The sequence below is a fragment of the Rhizobium favelukesii genome, from assembly GCF_000577275.2.
Classification (GTDB): Bacteria; Pseudomonadota; Alphaproteobacteria; order Rhizobiales; family Rhizobiaceae; genus Rhizobium; species Rhizobium favelukesii.
On record NZ_HG916855.1, the window covers coordinates 89,798 to 102,917 of the forward strand.

Annotated in this window: 14 protein-coding genes; 7 read left to right on the forward strand and 7 right to left on the reverse strand. The window is 59.4% G+C overall.

Annotation, left to right across the window (positions count from 1 at the left end; all coding sequences use genetic code 11):
* Nucleotides 1-4: 4 nt before the first annotated feature.
* Both LPU83_RS64075 and LPU83_RS64080 read left to right on the forward strand, forming a co-directional pair.
* A complete protein-coding gene (locus LPU83_RS64075; protein ID WP_024314346.1) occupies nt 5-958 on the forward strand; it encodes a C45 family autoproteolytic acyltransferase/hydrolase in 954 nt (317 codons plus the stop codon).
* Between the two features lie 166 nt (nt 959-1,124).
* Complete coding sequence (locus LPU83_RS64080) at nt 1,125-1,646, forward strand: GXWXG domain-containing protein (protein WP_024314347.1); 522 nt, start codon at nt 1,125-1,127, stop codon at nt 1,644-1,646.
* 87 nt (nt 1,647-1,733) lie between these two features.
* Here LPU83_RS64080 and LPU83_RS64085 read toward each other — a convergent pair whose 3' ends face one another.
* From LPU83_RS64085 to LPU83_RS64095, 3 genes are all read right to left on the reverse strand, one after another.
* The gene (locus tag LPU83_RS64085; RefSeq protein WP_024314348.1) at nt 1,734-2,714 is read right to left on the reverse strand and encodes an SDR family oxidoreductase; all 981 of its coding nucleotides are present in this window, start codon (nt 2,712-2,714) and stop codon (nt 1,734-1,736) included.
* Nucleotides 2,715-2,947: 233 nt separating this feature from the next.
* A complete protein-coding gene (locus LPU83_RS64090) occupies nt 2,948-3,223 on the reverse strand; it encodes a DUF6522 family protein (protein WP_024314349.1) in 276 nt (91 codons plus the stop codon).
* Nucleotides 3,224-3,278: 55 nt separating this feature from the next.
* Complete coding sequence (locus tag LPU83_RS64095) at nt 3,279-3,566, reverse strand: hypothetical protein (protein WP_024314350.1); 288 nt, start codon at nt 3,564-3,566, stop codon at nt 3,279-3,281.
* Between the two features lie 733 nt (nt 3,567-4,299).
* Between LPU83_RS64095 and LPU83_RS64100 the strand changes: the two genes are divergently transcribed.
* Nucleotides 4,300-4,485 (forward strand): hypothetical protein, encoded by a 186-nt coding sequence (locus LPU83_RS64100; protein WP_024314351.1) that lies wholly within the window; start codon nt 4,300-4,302, stop codon nt 4,483-4,485.
* Nucleotides 4,486-4,634: 149 nt separating this feature from the next.
* Here the strand turns inward: LPU83_RS64100 and LPU83_RS64105 are convergent, their stop codons facing one another.
* From LPU83_RS64105 to LPU83_RS64115, 3 genes are all read right to left on the reverse strand, one after another.
* The gene (locus LPU83_RS64105) at nt 4,635-5,642 is read right to left on the reverse strand and encodes an alpha/beta hydrolase (protein ID WP_112334165.1); all 1,008 of its coding nucleotides are present in this window, start codon (nt 5,640-5,642) and stop codon (nt 4,635-4,637) included.
* A 224-nt stretch (nt 5,643-5,866) separates the two neighbouring features.
* On the reverse strand, nt 5,867-6,697 hold the full coding sequence (locus LPU83_RS64110; protein WP_024314353.1) for an endonuclease/exonuclease/phosphatase family protein: 831 nt from the start codon (nt 6,695-6,697) through the stop codon (nt 5,867-5,869).
* A gap of 94 nt (nt 6,698-6,791) precedes the next feature.
* On the reverse strand, nt 6,792-8,255 hold the full coding sequence (locus LPU83_RS64115) for a phospholipase D-like domain-containing protein (protein ID WP_024314354.1): 1,464 nt from the start codon (nt 8,253-8,255) through the stop codon (nt 6,792-6,794).
* Between the two features lie 248 nt (nt 8,256-8,503).
* On the opposite strand from LPU83_RS64115, the gene LPU83_RS64120 reads away from it, so the two are divergent.
* Entirely contained in the window at nt 8,504-8,755 is a 252-nt protein-coding gene (locus tag LPU83_RS64120) for a DUF2934 domain-containing protein (protein ID WP_024314355.1), read from the forward strand.
* A 306-nt stretch (nt 8,756-9,061) separates the two neighbouring features.
* Nucleotides 9,062-9,235, forward strand: coding sequence for a hypothetical protein (locus LPU83_RS73265; RefSeq protein WP_167546228.1), 174 nt, complete (start codon nt 9,062-9,064; stop codon nt 9,233-9,235).
* 133 nt (nt 9,236-9,368) lie between these two features.
* Here the strand turns inward: LPU83_RS73265 and LPU83_RS64125 are convergent, their stop codons facing one another.
* Nucleotides 9,369-10,628, reverse strand: a complete 1,260-nt coding sequence (locus LPU83_RS64125) for a type II toxin-antitoxin system HipA family toxin (protein ID WP_024314356.1) — start codon at nt 10,626-10,628, stop codon at nt 9,369-9,371.
* Nucleotides 10,629-11,472: 844 nt separating this feature from the next.
* Between LPU83_RS64125 and LPU83_RS64130 the strand changes: the two genes are divergently transcribed.
* Both LPU83_RS64130 and LPU83_RS64135 read left to right on the forward strand, forming a co-directional pair.
* Nucleotides 11,473-12,204, forward strand: coding sequence for a glutathione S-transferase (locus LPU83_RS64130; protein ID WP_024314358.1), 732 nt, complete (start codon nt 11,473-11,475; stop codon nt 12,202-12,204).
* An 89-nt stretch (nt 12,205-12,293) separates the two neighbouring features.
* Nucleotides 12,294-13,088 carry an SDR family NAD(P)-dependent oxidoreductase gene (locus LPU83_RS64135; RefSeq protein WP_024314359.1) on the forward strand — a complete coding sequence of 265 codons (795 nt, stop codon included), beginning with the start codon at nt 12,294-12,296 and terminating at the stop codon, nt 13,086-13,088.
* Nucleotides 13,089-13,120 lie beyond the last annotated feature (32 nt).

The following is a 13,120-nucleotide window of genomic DNA, read 5'->3' on the forward strand; positions in this document are numbered from 1 at the left end:
CGCTATGGACAAGACATTCGTGACAGCGCGGGAAGATCGGCCCGGGGAAGCTTGGCTATCCCGATTTATCGCTGGGCGAGCAGAGGCCGAGAGATGGTATTTTGGCCAAGCTGCGTCACCGACCCCAACCGCCAAAGACTGTCGCGCTGCCTTGCTGCAGCACATGCCCGAGTTAGTGCCTTACTATGAGCACGCATGCGCCCTCGTTGGAGATGATGAGGTGGCGCATCGGATGCTGAGCCACTACCGGCCCGCGCCGGAACGCTACGGCTGCAGTCAGGCTGTCTGGCTGGGCAAAGAAGGACCAGCACTGGTCCGCAACTTCGACTATCCGCCCGACATCGTTTCGGATCGCTTCGAGATGACCGCATGGTCGGGATTGAGGGTAATCTCCAAGGCGCAGCGACCATGGGGAGGTTGTGTCGACGGGATGAACGAGGACGGACTGGTCGCCAGTGTGACTCTCGCCGGAAGCCGCACTCAGGGCGTCGGTTTCTCGATAATCCTCATGATCCGTTACATCCTGGAGACCTGTCATCACGTGAACCAGGCAATTGAGGCGCTGTGCCGAATACCCGTGGCGCTTTCGCAGAACGTGACCGTCCTCGACCGCTCAGGCCGCTACGCCGCCCTATTCCTCGGCCCTCACCAGCGGCCGATCATTTCGCGCCTGAAAGCATGCACGAACCATCAGCGAACCGCTAGACCCTCATCGTCCTCAATGGCGCGCCAGCTCATAGCTCAGCAAGCGCTGGAAGACCCGTCCATGTCGCTTTCGCGGCTGACCGACCTATTCCTTCTGCCACCACTTTACTCCAGGCGTGGTTCGTACCCAACTCTCTACACGGCTGTTTACCGACCTGTGGAAGGGCGAGTGGATTATGTCTGGCCGGGTAAACGCTGGTCCCAACGGTTCGAGGACTTCCGAGAAGGCGAGTATACGCACACCTATGGCTAGCCTTCCAGGCGGGTTTAATCCCTGTCTCCGTCGTGCAGAGATAAATCCCCGGTGGAAACTGACTACGGGGTGGGACCTACGGGTGCCGGCCCACCTTTATTCAGGAACTTCCCTCCTCCTCGCAAATTTCGTTCGCAGGCCGGTCGGCTGCTGAAGGAGACGTGCGGTGTCAACGGATCTGCAGGAAGCAAGAACGAAGTGGTTCCGGTCGCTGGAGCCTGTCCCGTTGGACGACATGATCGGCCTATGGCGCGGCGTCGGCATACCGTCTGGACATCCTCTTGATGGCGTGCTCGAAAACCTGGACTGGTTCGGCAAGCGTATCCGTCCTGACCTGCGGGCCGACGCCCTGCTCTTCCGGTGGAGTGGTGGCCGCCTGGTTGCGATCGAGCCGGCGTTCTTCCCGATCAGGCAGGCGATCAGGTTCGCCTCGTTGGGGCGCACATCCATCGCTCGCAACTGGTTCTCGTATCTGCACAGGGCGTTCCGCGCTCGAGGCACCACGGCGTCCTTGGAACTCCGGACGCTGGACGGCGTCGAGACGGCAGCGATGGTCTACGACAGGCAACCGATCGTCGACTACCTCCGACTGATCGCTGATGAGGAAGTTGGCGGGATGATGTGCGTGGAAGGCGAAGCACGCAGGTATTTCTTCCGACTCCGGAGGGTCGAGCCTTCGGCGCCGTGACCCATAAGGCGTGGGCGTTGAGCTGTCCGGTAGCAGATGCCACCAGTTAAGGGCTCGTCGGCTGCTTTGCGCCGCCAAAGAACATGCCTATCCGAGAGCGCTTTGCTCGGCGCAAATCCTATCGACCAGAGCATCGAGTTCACCCCTTGGCGGACGGCTCTTTGCCAGGCGCTGCTTGAGGTGCATGATCGGCTCAGCCAGGATTTCATCCAAGCTTTCCGCGCAGGTGAAGTCACCCGCCACGTGCTTGACCTTCGAATTGTCGAAGATCGCAGTCCAGACCTTGTCGCCGATTAGCGGGCCTACCCAATCCGGATTGTACCTGATCAGGGTGTCCGTCGCCACGTGGACGATCCTGGCCTCTACGCCCAGCAATCTGGCAATCGTCTTTTGAATATCGTCCCAGATGTGCGCGCGATCCGAGGTGATGTGGAAAATCTCGCTTCGCGCCGCCGGCTTGCCGAAAAGCCCAACGAAAGGCACTGCAAAATCGACCGAGCGGGTCAGTGTCCAGGGCGTGTGGCCATCGCCCGCTACGATCGTGGGCTCGCCATCCAGCATGCGTCTCGCCATGACGTCGCTGTCGCCCATCATGATCGGCAGGCCCGTGCGCACGGTGTGGCTGGGGCGGACGATCGTCCAGGCCCGATTCTTGGACTTCTTGAGCAATTCCTCGCAGGCAATCTTGGCCTGGCTGTAGGGCCAGTAGGGATTGATCGCCGGTGTCTTCTCAGTAATTACATAGTGACGCGCCGGCTTCTCATAGACCGAGGCCGAAGAGATGAAAATGTACTGACCGCAATTGCCCGCAAATACGTCGATGTCTCGCCCGACCTGATCGGGCGTGAAGGCGATGAACTGACATACGACGTCATAATTGGCCTTGGCGAGATCCGCGTAGGCCGTCGATCCAAGTTCGCCGACGATCGAGGTGACCCCCGCAGGCAGCGGGTCGCTTCTCAAACCGCGGTTGTAGATGCTGACATGATGACCCTGGGTAACGGCGCGCTCGACGCATGGATATGAGATTTGGCCGGTGCCGCCAATGAAAAGGACTTTCAAAGCCATGTGAAGGACCTCAGTGTCTGACGCGCATGATCTATGATCGCTCTTCATAGCGCGAAAGAACTTGAGCGTCTCCCGCAAATCTCGTGCACCCCTGATCGCGCAGCGAGCGTGGGAGTGTCCGCTTTGGGGCGTAGCTGCCGCTGGTGGCATTACCGAATACCGCTTAATCAAACTCGCCGGCTGACGGCTGACGATCTCGCGGGGAATGTTGCGCTAGAGGTTGATCCAGTCCGTTAGCATCTTGAACGAACGTGCTTTTTCGAGGCCCAAAGCTGCTCCTCACCGAGAACCCGCAAATCTGGGCCGACAACGGCCCGCCACGTTCGATTTCCCAACCGAACTGAAAGGCGGGATTTGCCATCATCCAAACCGCTGCCCTTTTCGACAACACTGACGACCGCTCCACGTTTCAGATAATGCCGCATGGCGTCAGGCGAGATTCCAAATCGGGAAGCGATCGCTTCCGCGTCCAGAATAAAATCGCCGTTTGAATCCGTCTCAATCTTCAAAGCATGCTCCATCAACCTGCACTGTAGCGATTTCACACGCGGGACTGCGTGAAGTCTAATGTAGGTTGGGTACCGTGAGCTTCCAGGCCATTACGTCATCTTCTGATATTCGAATGCGTTCGAACGGACCACTCTTGCGCTGCCGCAATTTCACCGCGGCGATTTCGCAAATCGCAGGCACGCTGTCCTGTAGCCGGGTCTCATCTGCACGAGGCGGAGACGCGAACATCAATAGGGCTTGTCGATCGATCATAACGGTTCGTTGCGCGCCGTCATTCTCAAAAAGCACGACTCCTCCGTCACCGGAAGATTTAAGAAATGCGGTGAGAAATCTGAACGACATGCTCGGCACTCCTCTCCTTGATGTTGGCCCACCCTTCCTGCCAGGCGGGCCAAGCATTCTTGTCCATTCGGGAACGGGTTGGACCCGACTTTTCACACCTTAGCACCGCCCCATCGCTCGTCTTTGCGCAAGATCAAAGAACGTTGGTGAGCGGTCGGTCTGCCGCCGTGGATGTCACCATCGTTTGAATACCGACCAGGGCGCTCGGGCACCAAAATTCTCCCTTCCTACGAAGGTCGCCGGGTCGGGGCGCGTCGGAAATAGGGTTCTCGGTTTCGCCGTCTGAGCTTGGAAAAGTTCGCGCGAGCTGCCGGCGCAAAGCTAATCAGCTAGGGCTCGCGAATGCGGGTAGCACCGGGCAGTGACCCAGCCACTAAGTGGAACGGGGAGAGGCAGCGGCAGCTGGCATCCTGCCGCCGACCACGCGAATGTTCTCTTGATACTCACCTCGGCGATGTCAAGGTGGGCACCCTTGCACAGCCAAACGAAGTCGGATAAGTTGCGTCAGTCCACAGCAACAATCGAAGGAGGCGTGTAATGACGGTCATTTTCATCTCGCACGCCACTTTGGCCTAAGGTTCCTGTAGCGCACTCCACTCCGCATCCGAGATCTTCTCAAGCAGCAACCTGCCACAGATCGGCGTCTACACGCTGCTCGTTCGTGCGCTCAAGCGTACGCCATGGGCCCGGCAACTTGCTATTAGAAGGCTCGGCGCCCATGCCGAGAACACTCATGAAAAAACAAAGAGCCGCTGTCGACAATCTGGCAGCCTCCATTGAAGAACTCTGTGCTCGTTCTGGTGTTGGCGCGACCGTTTTCGCGCTTCTTGTCGCAGCTTGGAGATATCGCCGTGCACCGAACACCGTCGCAACGCTGTCCGACTGGATGCGCCGCGACCTTGCGTTGGGCGAAGATTAAAGGGCTCGCTCTAACCTGTTCGAATCGAAGAGATCGCGGCAGCATCCGCGATCTTCTTGACCAGTAAGCATCCTTTGCCAACCGATCACGGGTTTCGTGCTATGAGACAACACGGACGCGGTGGCATTTTCCCCGCTGACGGTTGGAAGCTACTGCTGCGGTTTGTCGGCGAAATGTTTTATCGCGTACTCGGCAACGTGCTGGTTCGACTGCCTTGCATCATCCAGCCAGAACGGGAAGAGCTGCCACTGATGGACCATGCCTGCCCAGATCTCCGTTTGGACATCAACGCCGGCCCTTCGAGCCTTGTCGGCCAGCCGCAGGGTGTCGTCGAGAAGCGCTTCGCCCGCACCGACCTGCATCAGCAGTGGGGGAAATCCGGTCAGGTCGGCATAAAGGGGTGACACCATAGGATCGGCCGGCGAGCGTGTTCCCAGATAGGCTTTGCGCATGAGATCGAGCTCGGCGGAGTCGATCAGCGGATCGGTACTGGCGTTCGTCGTCAAAGAAGCGCCTGTGGCAGCCAGATCGGTGATCGGGCTCACTGCGACGACGGCCGCGGGCAGTGATCCTTTCACTCGCATCTGCCGCAGCGTGGCTTCGATCGCCAGATTCCCGCCGACGGAGTCGCCGGCAACGACGATGTTGTTGCTCTCATAGCCGGAATCGAGCAGCCACCGATAAGCTGTCAGCGCATCGTCGACCTGAGCCGGATACGGATAGTCCGGTGCGAGCCTGTAGTCGATGAGGAGGACGTCGGCCGACGCCGCCTTGGCCAGCGAGCCGGCCACGGCCCGATGCGTCCGCAGCGAACCGCTGTAGAAGCCGCCGCCATGAATATAGAGGATAGCCCGGCGGCCAAGGGGATGATGCAGTCTTGCCGGCCAGATGAGCTGTGCATCGACGCCGCCGGCGTCGACCTGCCTGATTTGGACGCGTGTCGGCTCGGGGGTCGATGCCATCAGGGCCTCGAAGGCGTCGCGCCGGTCGCGCAGGCTGTCGGCTTTCGCGTAGTGCTGCTCCCACGTCGCGATGAGTTTGCGGACCTGTTCCTTCGAGGCTTGTGTCTGGGGCGTAGTATCGCCGGCCCGGGCCGGTAGCGCCAAAGGCGCCAAGGCGATGCCAGCGGCCAACCACGCGATAGTCCACCTTGTCATCAAGCCGCCGTTCAACCATGCAAACCCGCGCAACACGGCCATCTGTCGCAAAGCTCCGGCCCCAAGCACCACGAAACCTCCCAATCCAAGATATCTGTCGAGATCAACTGAACCTGCCATGACCGCAAGCCGTGTCAAGGCTTTGTGACCGCGACGATGCCTTGTCGTGTGCGACGTGCAGGTGCCTGCGACAGGAAAGGCCGCCCTTACATGAGCTGGAGAGGCTAGCTCTTCGTGCTCAGCTCCTCCACCCGCTTGAGATTGACCACTGCTTTGACTGGCAAGTGATCCGACGCGACGCGGGCAAGCGGCGTATCGTGGGCCTCGACTGCTGTCACGACGCCCTTGCGGTTCGCCATGATGCGATCAAGAGCGAGGACGGGAAGTCGTGCGGGAAAGCTCGGCACGGCCAACGGCTGCGGGCCGAAAACGGATTGGAACGTGTGCAGCGACGAGCGGTCGCCGAGCCGCCATTCATTGAGATCGCCGAGCAGGATGGTCGGGACCTCTCGCTTGTCTGCCATCAGTTCGACCAACATTTTGGCCTGCTGCGCGCGCGAGTGGCGAAGCAGGCCAAAATGGGCGGCGATGATGCGTAAGGCCCCGCCGCGTTCCAGATCGAGTTCGGCGACAAGCGCACCGCGAGGCTCGAGCCCGGGAAGATTGATCTGGTGCACGTCACGCACCAAGCCTCTCTTGAAGAGCACGACATTGCCATGCCAGCCATGAGCCTTGGCCATGCCGTTCACCGGCACCGGGATCAGTCCGGTTTCCCGCTCCAGCCGACCAAGGTCGAGGATGCCGGTGCGCTCGCCAAAGCGGGTGTCGGCCTCCTGCAGTGCGATGACGTCAGCGCCGATTTCATGAATGACGCGACTGGTTCGCTCCGGGTCGAAGCGCCGGTCGTTGCCGACGCATTTGTGGACGTTGTAGGAGGCGATCAGAGTGCCATCTAAGCGCGGCTTTTGCTCCGAATGTGCCGCATCCAGCCGCTTTCTTCGACTGCGGATCGACGCTAGGATGTTGGCGGGCAGGCTGTCCTTTTTGGCATGCATCGGAGTTTGCTGGCGTTCCGTTGGTCGTCGAGGTTTTGTTTGGAGTATAGGCCGGGTATTCAAACTTGCCATGCTTTTAGGCCGAAGAAATCTCTTATAAGTAGGGCGATCCGAGCCAAAGGACCTTCTCGAGCAACCGGACGGCGAAGGGGCGCGCGCGCAAGCCTTGGAGCGTGACCGGCGAAGCCAACTTGATGGCCTCGTCGATATGGTCGTCGATCTCGCTGGCAAAGCCTTCATTCAGCACCTCCAGGTCGATCTCGAAATTCAGCCGCAGCGACCTCGGGTCGAGGTTGGACGATCCGACATAGGACCAGACGCCATCGATCGACAGGAGCTTGGAGTGGCTGAAAGCACCACTGGAGCGCCAGATGCGGCAGTAGTTGGTGAGGATCTGGTCGAATTGCGCGGTCATGGCGCGGTCGACGAGAACGAGATTATTGACAGCCGGAACGACGATATCGACCTCCACGCCGCGTCTTGCCGCCGTCGCCAGTGCACTGATGAGCTCGCGGTCCGGCAGGAAATAGGGCGACATGATACGGATCGATTGGCGCGCAATGGAGAAGGCCCCCATCAGCATTTTGTGGTTCGTCTCGATGCTTCTGTCAGGCCCCGATGCCACGACACGCATGAAGACGGGATCCCCCGGCTGCCGCTCGGGCAGCGCGGTTCGCCACGCCTCTCCTTGCAGGATTTCGCCGGTGGTAAAGCGCCAGTCCTCAGCCGCGACGTTGAAGAGATCGGCGACAACCGGCCCGGTGACGCTGAAATGGGTGTCGCGGGCGAAGTTTTCTCCCGCCATCTCGCGTGTGAATCCGGCCCGAATGTTCATGCCGCCTGTCAGCGCAATGCGGCCGTCGACGATGAAGATCTTGCGGTGGGTGCGCAAGTTCGCATATGGCAAACGCAACCCGATGATGACGTTTCCATTGAAGACCGAGACGGTAACGCCGCCCTCGGCAAGGTATCCGAGAATGCTCGGCACGGAATAGCGGGCGCCGACGGCATCGATCAGCACGCGCACCTCGACGCCACGCTTTACGGCGGCTATGAGGCAATCTGCGATCCTCAGTCCGAGCGGGTCGCGGTCAAAAATGTAGGTTTCCAGCAGGACGCTGCGCTCAGCGCCATCGATCGCCGTCTTCATCGCGGCGTAACAGTCGTCGCCCGTCTCCAGCATGTCGATCGTATTGCCGGTTGCCAGCGGATTGCGGGCGACGCGGTCGCCGAGTGTCTGCAGGGCCGCGAAACGACGGCCGAAGCCAGTGATGACGATTTCGCTGTCGGCGTCGAAGCTTTCGAGCTCGTCAAGGTCCGCGTCGGGCATCAGCGCATCACGCCGAAGGCTCAGCGAGGCGCGCCGGATACGGTTGATGCCGGCAATCGCATAAAGCACGGCCCCGATGATTGGCGAGAGAATGATGACGCCGACCCAGCCGATCGCGGCGCGAACCTCTTCCTTGGTCATGGCTGCGTGGATCGCTGCTGCGGCGCCCATGGCGAGCGAAACAACGAATAGAATATGTGGCCAATAGGTCGATATGAGATAAAACATTGCGTTGAACTATAACGACAAAGCTGCGTCGTTCAATTGTGCACGCAAGAGCGCGACGTTGCCCGACTTTCTCTGCTCCAAAATCACTCGCCCGGAGAAAAATTGCCGTGCCGCTGAAGAGTTCCTTGTTGCGATGCGGAATTTCTTTTTGCGGTGTGTCAAAAATTGCTTGAAACAGCGTGTTTCCTCTGGAACTCTAGCGCCAGTATCGCGTTAGACCACGGGCATCATCTGACTGGAGATCGGCGATGACAGAGACTCACGAAGAGTGGATCAAGAAGCGTGCCTATGCGCTGTGGGAAGAGGAAGGGCGTCCACCGGGACGAGATTTCCTACATTGGGAACAAGCCCGGGCCGAGCGCGAAGCGCTTGAAGGGTCCGCCGCGTCTGTGGATGGCAAGGAGGTAAAGACGCGCAAGCGCACGGCCGCCCCTCCAAAGGCAAATGGCGTGATGAAGGCGGCCGCTCCAAAGAAAGCAGCCAGCGGCAAATCAGCGTGACCCTCACGTCATTGTTGCAAAGGGCGTCCTTGTGACGCCCTTCGTCACACGAATGCATTGCTGTTGCTCTATTGATTTCCAAAGGGTGCGCGAAGGGCGCTTCGGGAAAAACACAGATGACGGTGCATAGCTCCTACCTCGCAGTAAAAATGCTGCCGCGGCAATCGGCGATGGAACCAAAATCGCACTCGGATGTTCATCGCGGCAGTGGGAGCGTGGCCATGAACAGAAGCGACTTCGATGCTATTCCGGTTTTGGTGATCGTAGCGGCTTGCTACCACGTCGTTGCGCCAGTGTGAGGTCAGAATGACTGTTCTCGTTGTCGCCGCGATCGCCTATCTGACCCTCGCCCTAATCCTTGTCTATGCGATCGACAATCTCGTTGCACTGTTCTTCCCCGATGCACATTCTGCTATGCCGCTGAATTTCCCCACCTTGGAAAAGATGATGGCGGCTTCGCGCAAGTATTATCGCAAATAGGTCGACCTCGTGCCACCAGCGCGGGATCAGCGCTTAGGCCGAAGCTGCCACCGCCCGCATTGTAATCACCGTCATCTCGCTGCTTTTGCCTCCGCGAGCGCGTAGAGCGGAAACCGCGAAGTGATCTCGATCGTCATGTCGCCGGTCTCCTGTCGTTCAAGATCCGATCAAGCTCGGTTGTACGGGATTTGGACAGCCCCGCCTTCTCAGCAAACTGTGGCCAGCGGCCAATCGACGTTCGAACCTGTTCGATGACATCCTTCGCGTCCCGATCGGGAATCGATGCTTCCCTGGAGATGGTCAACAGGTGTTGCATGCCTGGGTTTCTCCCTTCGCCCGCGACATCCGCACTGTGCTCTCCTCCTGGCCCGGAGGAAAAGGTAAGGTCGTAAGCAGGAGAGAGAGTCCATCGTCCGTCTCCATTCATGAGGAAGGCATGGTTCTTAGCGTGGTCGTCTCGGTTCCGCGCATACACGTTGAAGACCATGTGTCGAAACATCCGCAGGACTTCGGAACTGTCGCGGGTCATCATGAGCGTCAGCTTGTGGAGCTGTCCGTAGTTCAGCGACGCCTCGCGATGGTTGGCGTTCAGGATGCCACTGGCGGTATGCATGTGCAGTCGGCCGGCAGGCGTTCGGTCAAATCGTTTCGTGGCGAAGAGGCGGTTGCCCTTGTCTGTGTCGAATATTCGCGTCTCGGCCATTTCCAGCCCTGCGGCGCGCGCCATCAAAGCATACGCCTTCTCCTCGACGCCCATCTCGGCCGGGTCGGCAGCGCCGCGTCCCTTCACCATCCATCGTTCGAAACCGTGTTCCATGTCCTGTCCGTAATCCAGAACGAATATATTTTTGGCTTTGTTGAAACCAATCATCATTTTCGGACGCGCACCCGCTGAGCCGCCCTGTGCGCCCTGCAGAGTGTCGATGTCGGCAGTATCCATCTCAGCTTGGACGAGGTCGACCTGCTCGACGAACCAATCCAAATCGATGTCCTCGGCAGGCTTCTTATCGTCGTCGGGTCGTTCTGGGATATACGCTAGCGCTCCCATTCCCGTTCTTCCGACCGCAGAGAGGCGATCCAGTGGGGTTAGCAGGTGATGGTCGATACCGGCCCTTTGAAGACGGCGATCAAGCAGGAGTCGTCCCCATCCGTCGGGCAGACTGTCGTTAAACAAACCATGGACCCCGTCGAAGGGATCGCGCGGTGCCGCAATCAAGCCCGGACTTGTCTTCACGTGGAAAGGGGATACCGGCAAAGACGCAGTGAGGAATTCTGCCGAGTACTCGAAATAGGCCCTGCGTTCGCTCCCACTCCATGCAAGGGTTCCCAGACTTCTCTGACTCCCCTCGAGATCGAGGACGACGCTGATTTTTCGGATCGGCTTGAACTTCATTTCCGACGCACCCTCTGCCTGACGGGGCGGTCAACGACATCGTCGATTGTCTTCGGCGGCCGAGGCGGAAACAAGTGCTCGAACTCAGCTTCGCCTTCTAGGACAAACGCAACCCTCACAAGGGCTCCGAGCGAAATCTTTCCTGTCTCCTCGAACAGTCTTATAGAGCCATAGGAGACGCCCGCCCTTGCAGCTAGATCCTTCTGCGTGAGGCCGCCATCAATCCGCCGACGCTTCATCCTTTGCGAGAGGCCCCTGATCACCTCCGCGGGAGATGTCATACTAAATGCGAACATATTAACACTTATTTCCTTTATCGAGATATAATTGCCAATATAATAGCAATTATATTGAAATTCAACGGTGCGCCAACAATTGCGCGGATTTCCCGATCGACTTCCGCCGGAGACCCTTGTGCGGTCCGCGTCGGCGCAGGGCACCGGTTCTCCCAGGTTGCGACGCTTTGCGCGTATTTGCGCGGCGGTGGAACTTTTCGCGTCCCGGCCGGTTGGCCCCTTTCTAGTGGGAAAGCAGGCAGGCATGCCAAGAGGCGATGAATCCGCATATACCAAGGTCACGCAGCGCCTGGCGTCTCGGCCAAATGGCGGACCGGGATCGGCGAACTGGGAAAGCGGTGATAGTGAACAAATGACCCGGTCGGGTAGATGGATCCTCACCGAGGCGTTCCAAACAGGCGCAAGGCGCCGCCATGGCGCGTCCAGCGGCTGAGGGCCCGACCTTCGCGAAGAAGGCCGCGGCGGCCCAGCAAGCACTACGAGCAGCACACGCATCACCAAAGTGATGCGATGCGTTAAATTGATGCGAGCCCCCAGGAGCGGCATTCGTGGCATATGAACTGTATTATTGGGATGGAATTCAGGGCCGCGGCGAGTTTGTGCGTCTGGCACTGGAAGAAGCGCGGGCAGACTATGTCGACGTTGCCAGACAGTCCGGACGTGGGTTGGGCGCCGGCGTCATGCTGGAGTTGATGCACAGCAGGCTCGAAGCCCACATTCCATTCGCGCCGCCATTTCTCAAAGATGGCGAGCTGATTGTCTCTCACGTCGCCAACATCCTCTTCTATCTCGGCCCGAAGCTTGGACTTGCGCCTAAGGTCGAAAAGCTCCGCTACGTCGCCAACGGCCTGCAGCTGACGATCACCGATCTGGTAGCGGAGGTGCACGACACGCATCACCCGATCGCGACATCACGTTACTACGAGGAGCAGAAGCAGGAGGCGAAAGCCCGTTCCGCCGCTTTTATCAGCGAGCGCATTCCGAAGTTCTGCGGCTACTTCGAGCAGGTGCTGCAACAAAATCCCAAGGGATCAAGCCACATCGTTGGCGACACGCTTAGCTACGTCGACCTGTCCCTGTTCCAGGTGATCGACGGCCTGCGATATGCCTTTCCAAATGCGATGAAGGCTTATGCGACGGCCTATCCAGCTTTGGCAGCGTTGCACGATACTGTCTCAAAGCGCCCCAACCTCGCCGCCTACCTACGCTCGGAGCGACGCCTCGCCTTCAACGAGGAAGGCATCTTTCGGCACTACCCTGAACTCGATGTTGCGACGTAGCGATATTGCATTGCCCCGGGTCGAGAGAGGCTGATAAGCTCCCCCCTCGCCCCTATCCGTCCCATCATACTGCGGAGGCTGTCGCTGCCATGGCAAATCTTGCACAATTGCTTGCATCCATGAAGATTCCGGACCTTGCCGGCAAGGCGGTGCTGATCACCGGCGCTTCGACGGGAATCGGTGCTGCCTTGGCGCGCGCTTTTGCCGCCCAGGAGGTGAAGCTCGGCATTCACTATAATGCCAGCCGGGAGCCGGCCGAAGCGCTTGCCGAAGAAATCCGGGCGGCAGGCGGCACGGCGCATCTCGTGCATGGCGACGTGTCACGGGAAGGCGAGAGCGAACGCGTCGTCGAGGAGACGGCCAGAACCTTCGGGCATCTTGACGGGTTGATAAACAATGCCGGCGGCATGCTCGGGCGCAAGCCAACCGCTGAATATACCGACGAGCACTATATGAAGGTCATGGATCTGAACGCTCGCTCGGTGCTCGCCGCCACACGCGCGGCCCATCCGTGGCTGAAGAAGCAAGGCGGGTTCATCATCAACACGACCTCGATTGCGGCCCGCAACGGCGGCGGCAACGGCGCCGTGCTTTATGCGGCGTCAAAGGGTTTTGTTTCGACCATCACCCGCGGCCACGCCAAGGAGTTCGTTCCCGACCGCATCCGGGTCAACGCTGTGGCCCCTGGCGTCATCGCCACACCGTTTCATGAGCGCTATACGAACGACGAGCAGATGGAGATGCAGCGCAAATCCATCCCGATGGGTTTTGTCGGGACACCGGAAGATTGCGTCGGCGCCTACCTGTTCCTCGCATCTCCAACGCTTTCCGGTTATGTCACCGGCCAGATCATCGAGGTCAACGGCGGCCAGCTGATGCCCTAAGCGACACCGCGCAAATGGACATCGGCGCAACG

What these genes read in the sequence shown, in the direction of transcription:
- LPU83_RS64075 (WP_024314346.1), top strand. Translation starts at nt 5, where the DNA reads ATGGACAAGACATTCGTGACAGCGCGGGAAGATCGGCCCGGGGAAGCT.
- LPU83_RS64085 (WP_024314348.1), bottom strand. Translation starts at nt 2,714, where the DNA reads ATGGCTTTGAAAGTCCTTTTCATTGGCGGCACCGGCCAAATCTCATAT.
- LPU83_RS64095 (WP_024314350.1), bottom strand. Translation starts at nt 3,566, where the DNA reads ATGTCGTTCAGATTTCTCACCGCATTTCTTAAATCTTCCGGTGACGGA.
- LPU83_RS64100 (WP_024314351.1), top strand. Translation starts at nt 4,300, where the DNA reads ATGAAAAAACAAAGAGCCGCTGTCGACAATCTGGCAGCCTCCATTGAA.
- LPU83_RS64105 (WP_112334165.1), bottom strand. Translation starts at nt 5,642, where the DNA reads ATGACAAGGTGGACTATCGCGTGGTTGGCCGCTGGCATCGCCTTGGCG.
- LPU83_RS64110 (WP_024314353.1), bottom strand. Translation starts at nt 6,697, where the DNA reads ATGCATGCCAAAAAGGACAGCCTGCCCGCCAACATCCTAGCGTCGATC.
- LPU83_RS64115 (WP_024314354.1), bottom strand. Translation starts at nt 8,255, where the DNA reads ATGTTTTATCTCATATCGACCTATTGGCCACATATTCTATTCGTTGTT.
- LPU83_RS64120 (WP_024314355.1), top strand. Translation starts at nt 8,504, where the DNA reads ATGACAGAGACTCACGAAGAGTGGATCAAGAAGCGTGCCTATGCGCTG.
- LPU83_RS73265 (WP_167546228.1), top strand. Translation starts at nt 9,062, where the DNA reads ATGACTGTTCTCGTTGTCGCCGCGATCGCCTATCTGACCCTCGCCCTA.
- LPU83_RS64125 (WP_024314356.1), bottom strand. Translation starts at nt 10,628, where the DNA reads ATGAAGTTCAAGCCGATCCGAAAAATCAGCGTCGTCCTCGATCTCGAG.
- LPU83_RS64135 (WP_024314359.1), top strand. Translation starts at nt 12,294, where the DNA reads ATGGCAAATCTTGCACAATTGCTTGCATCCATGAAGATTCCGGACCTT.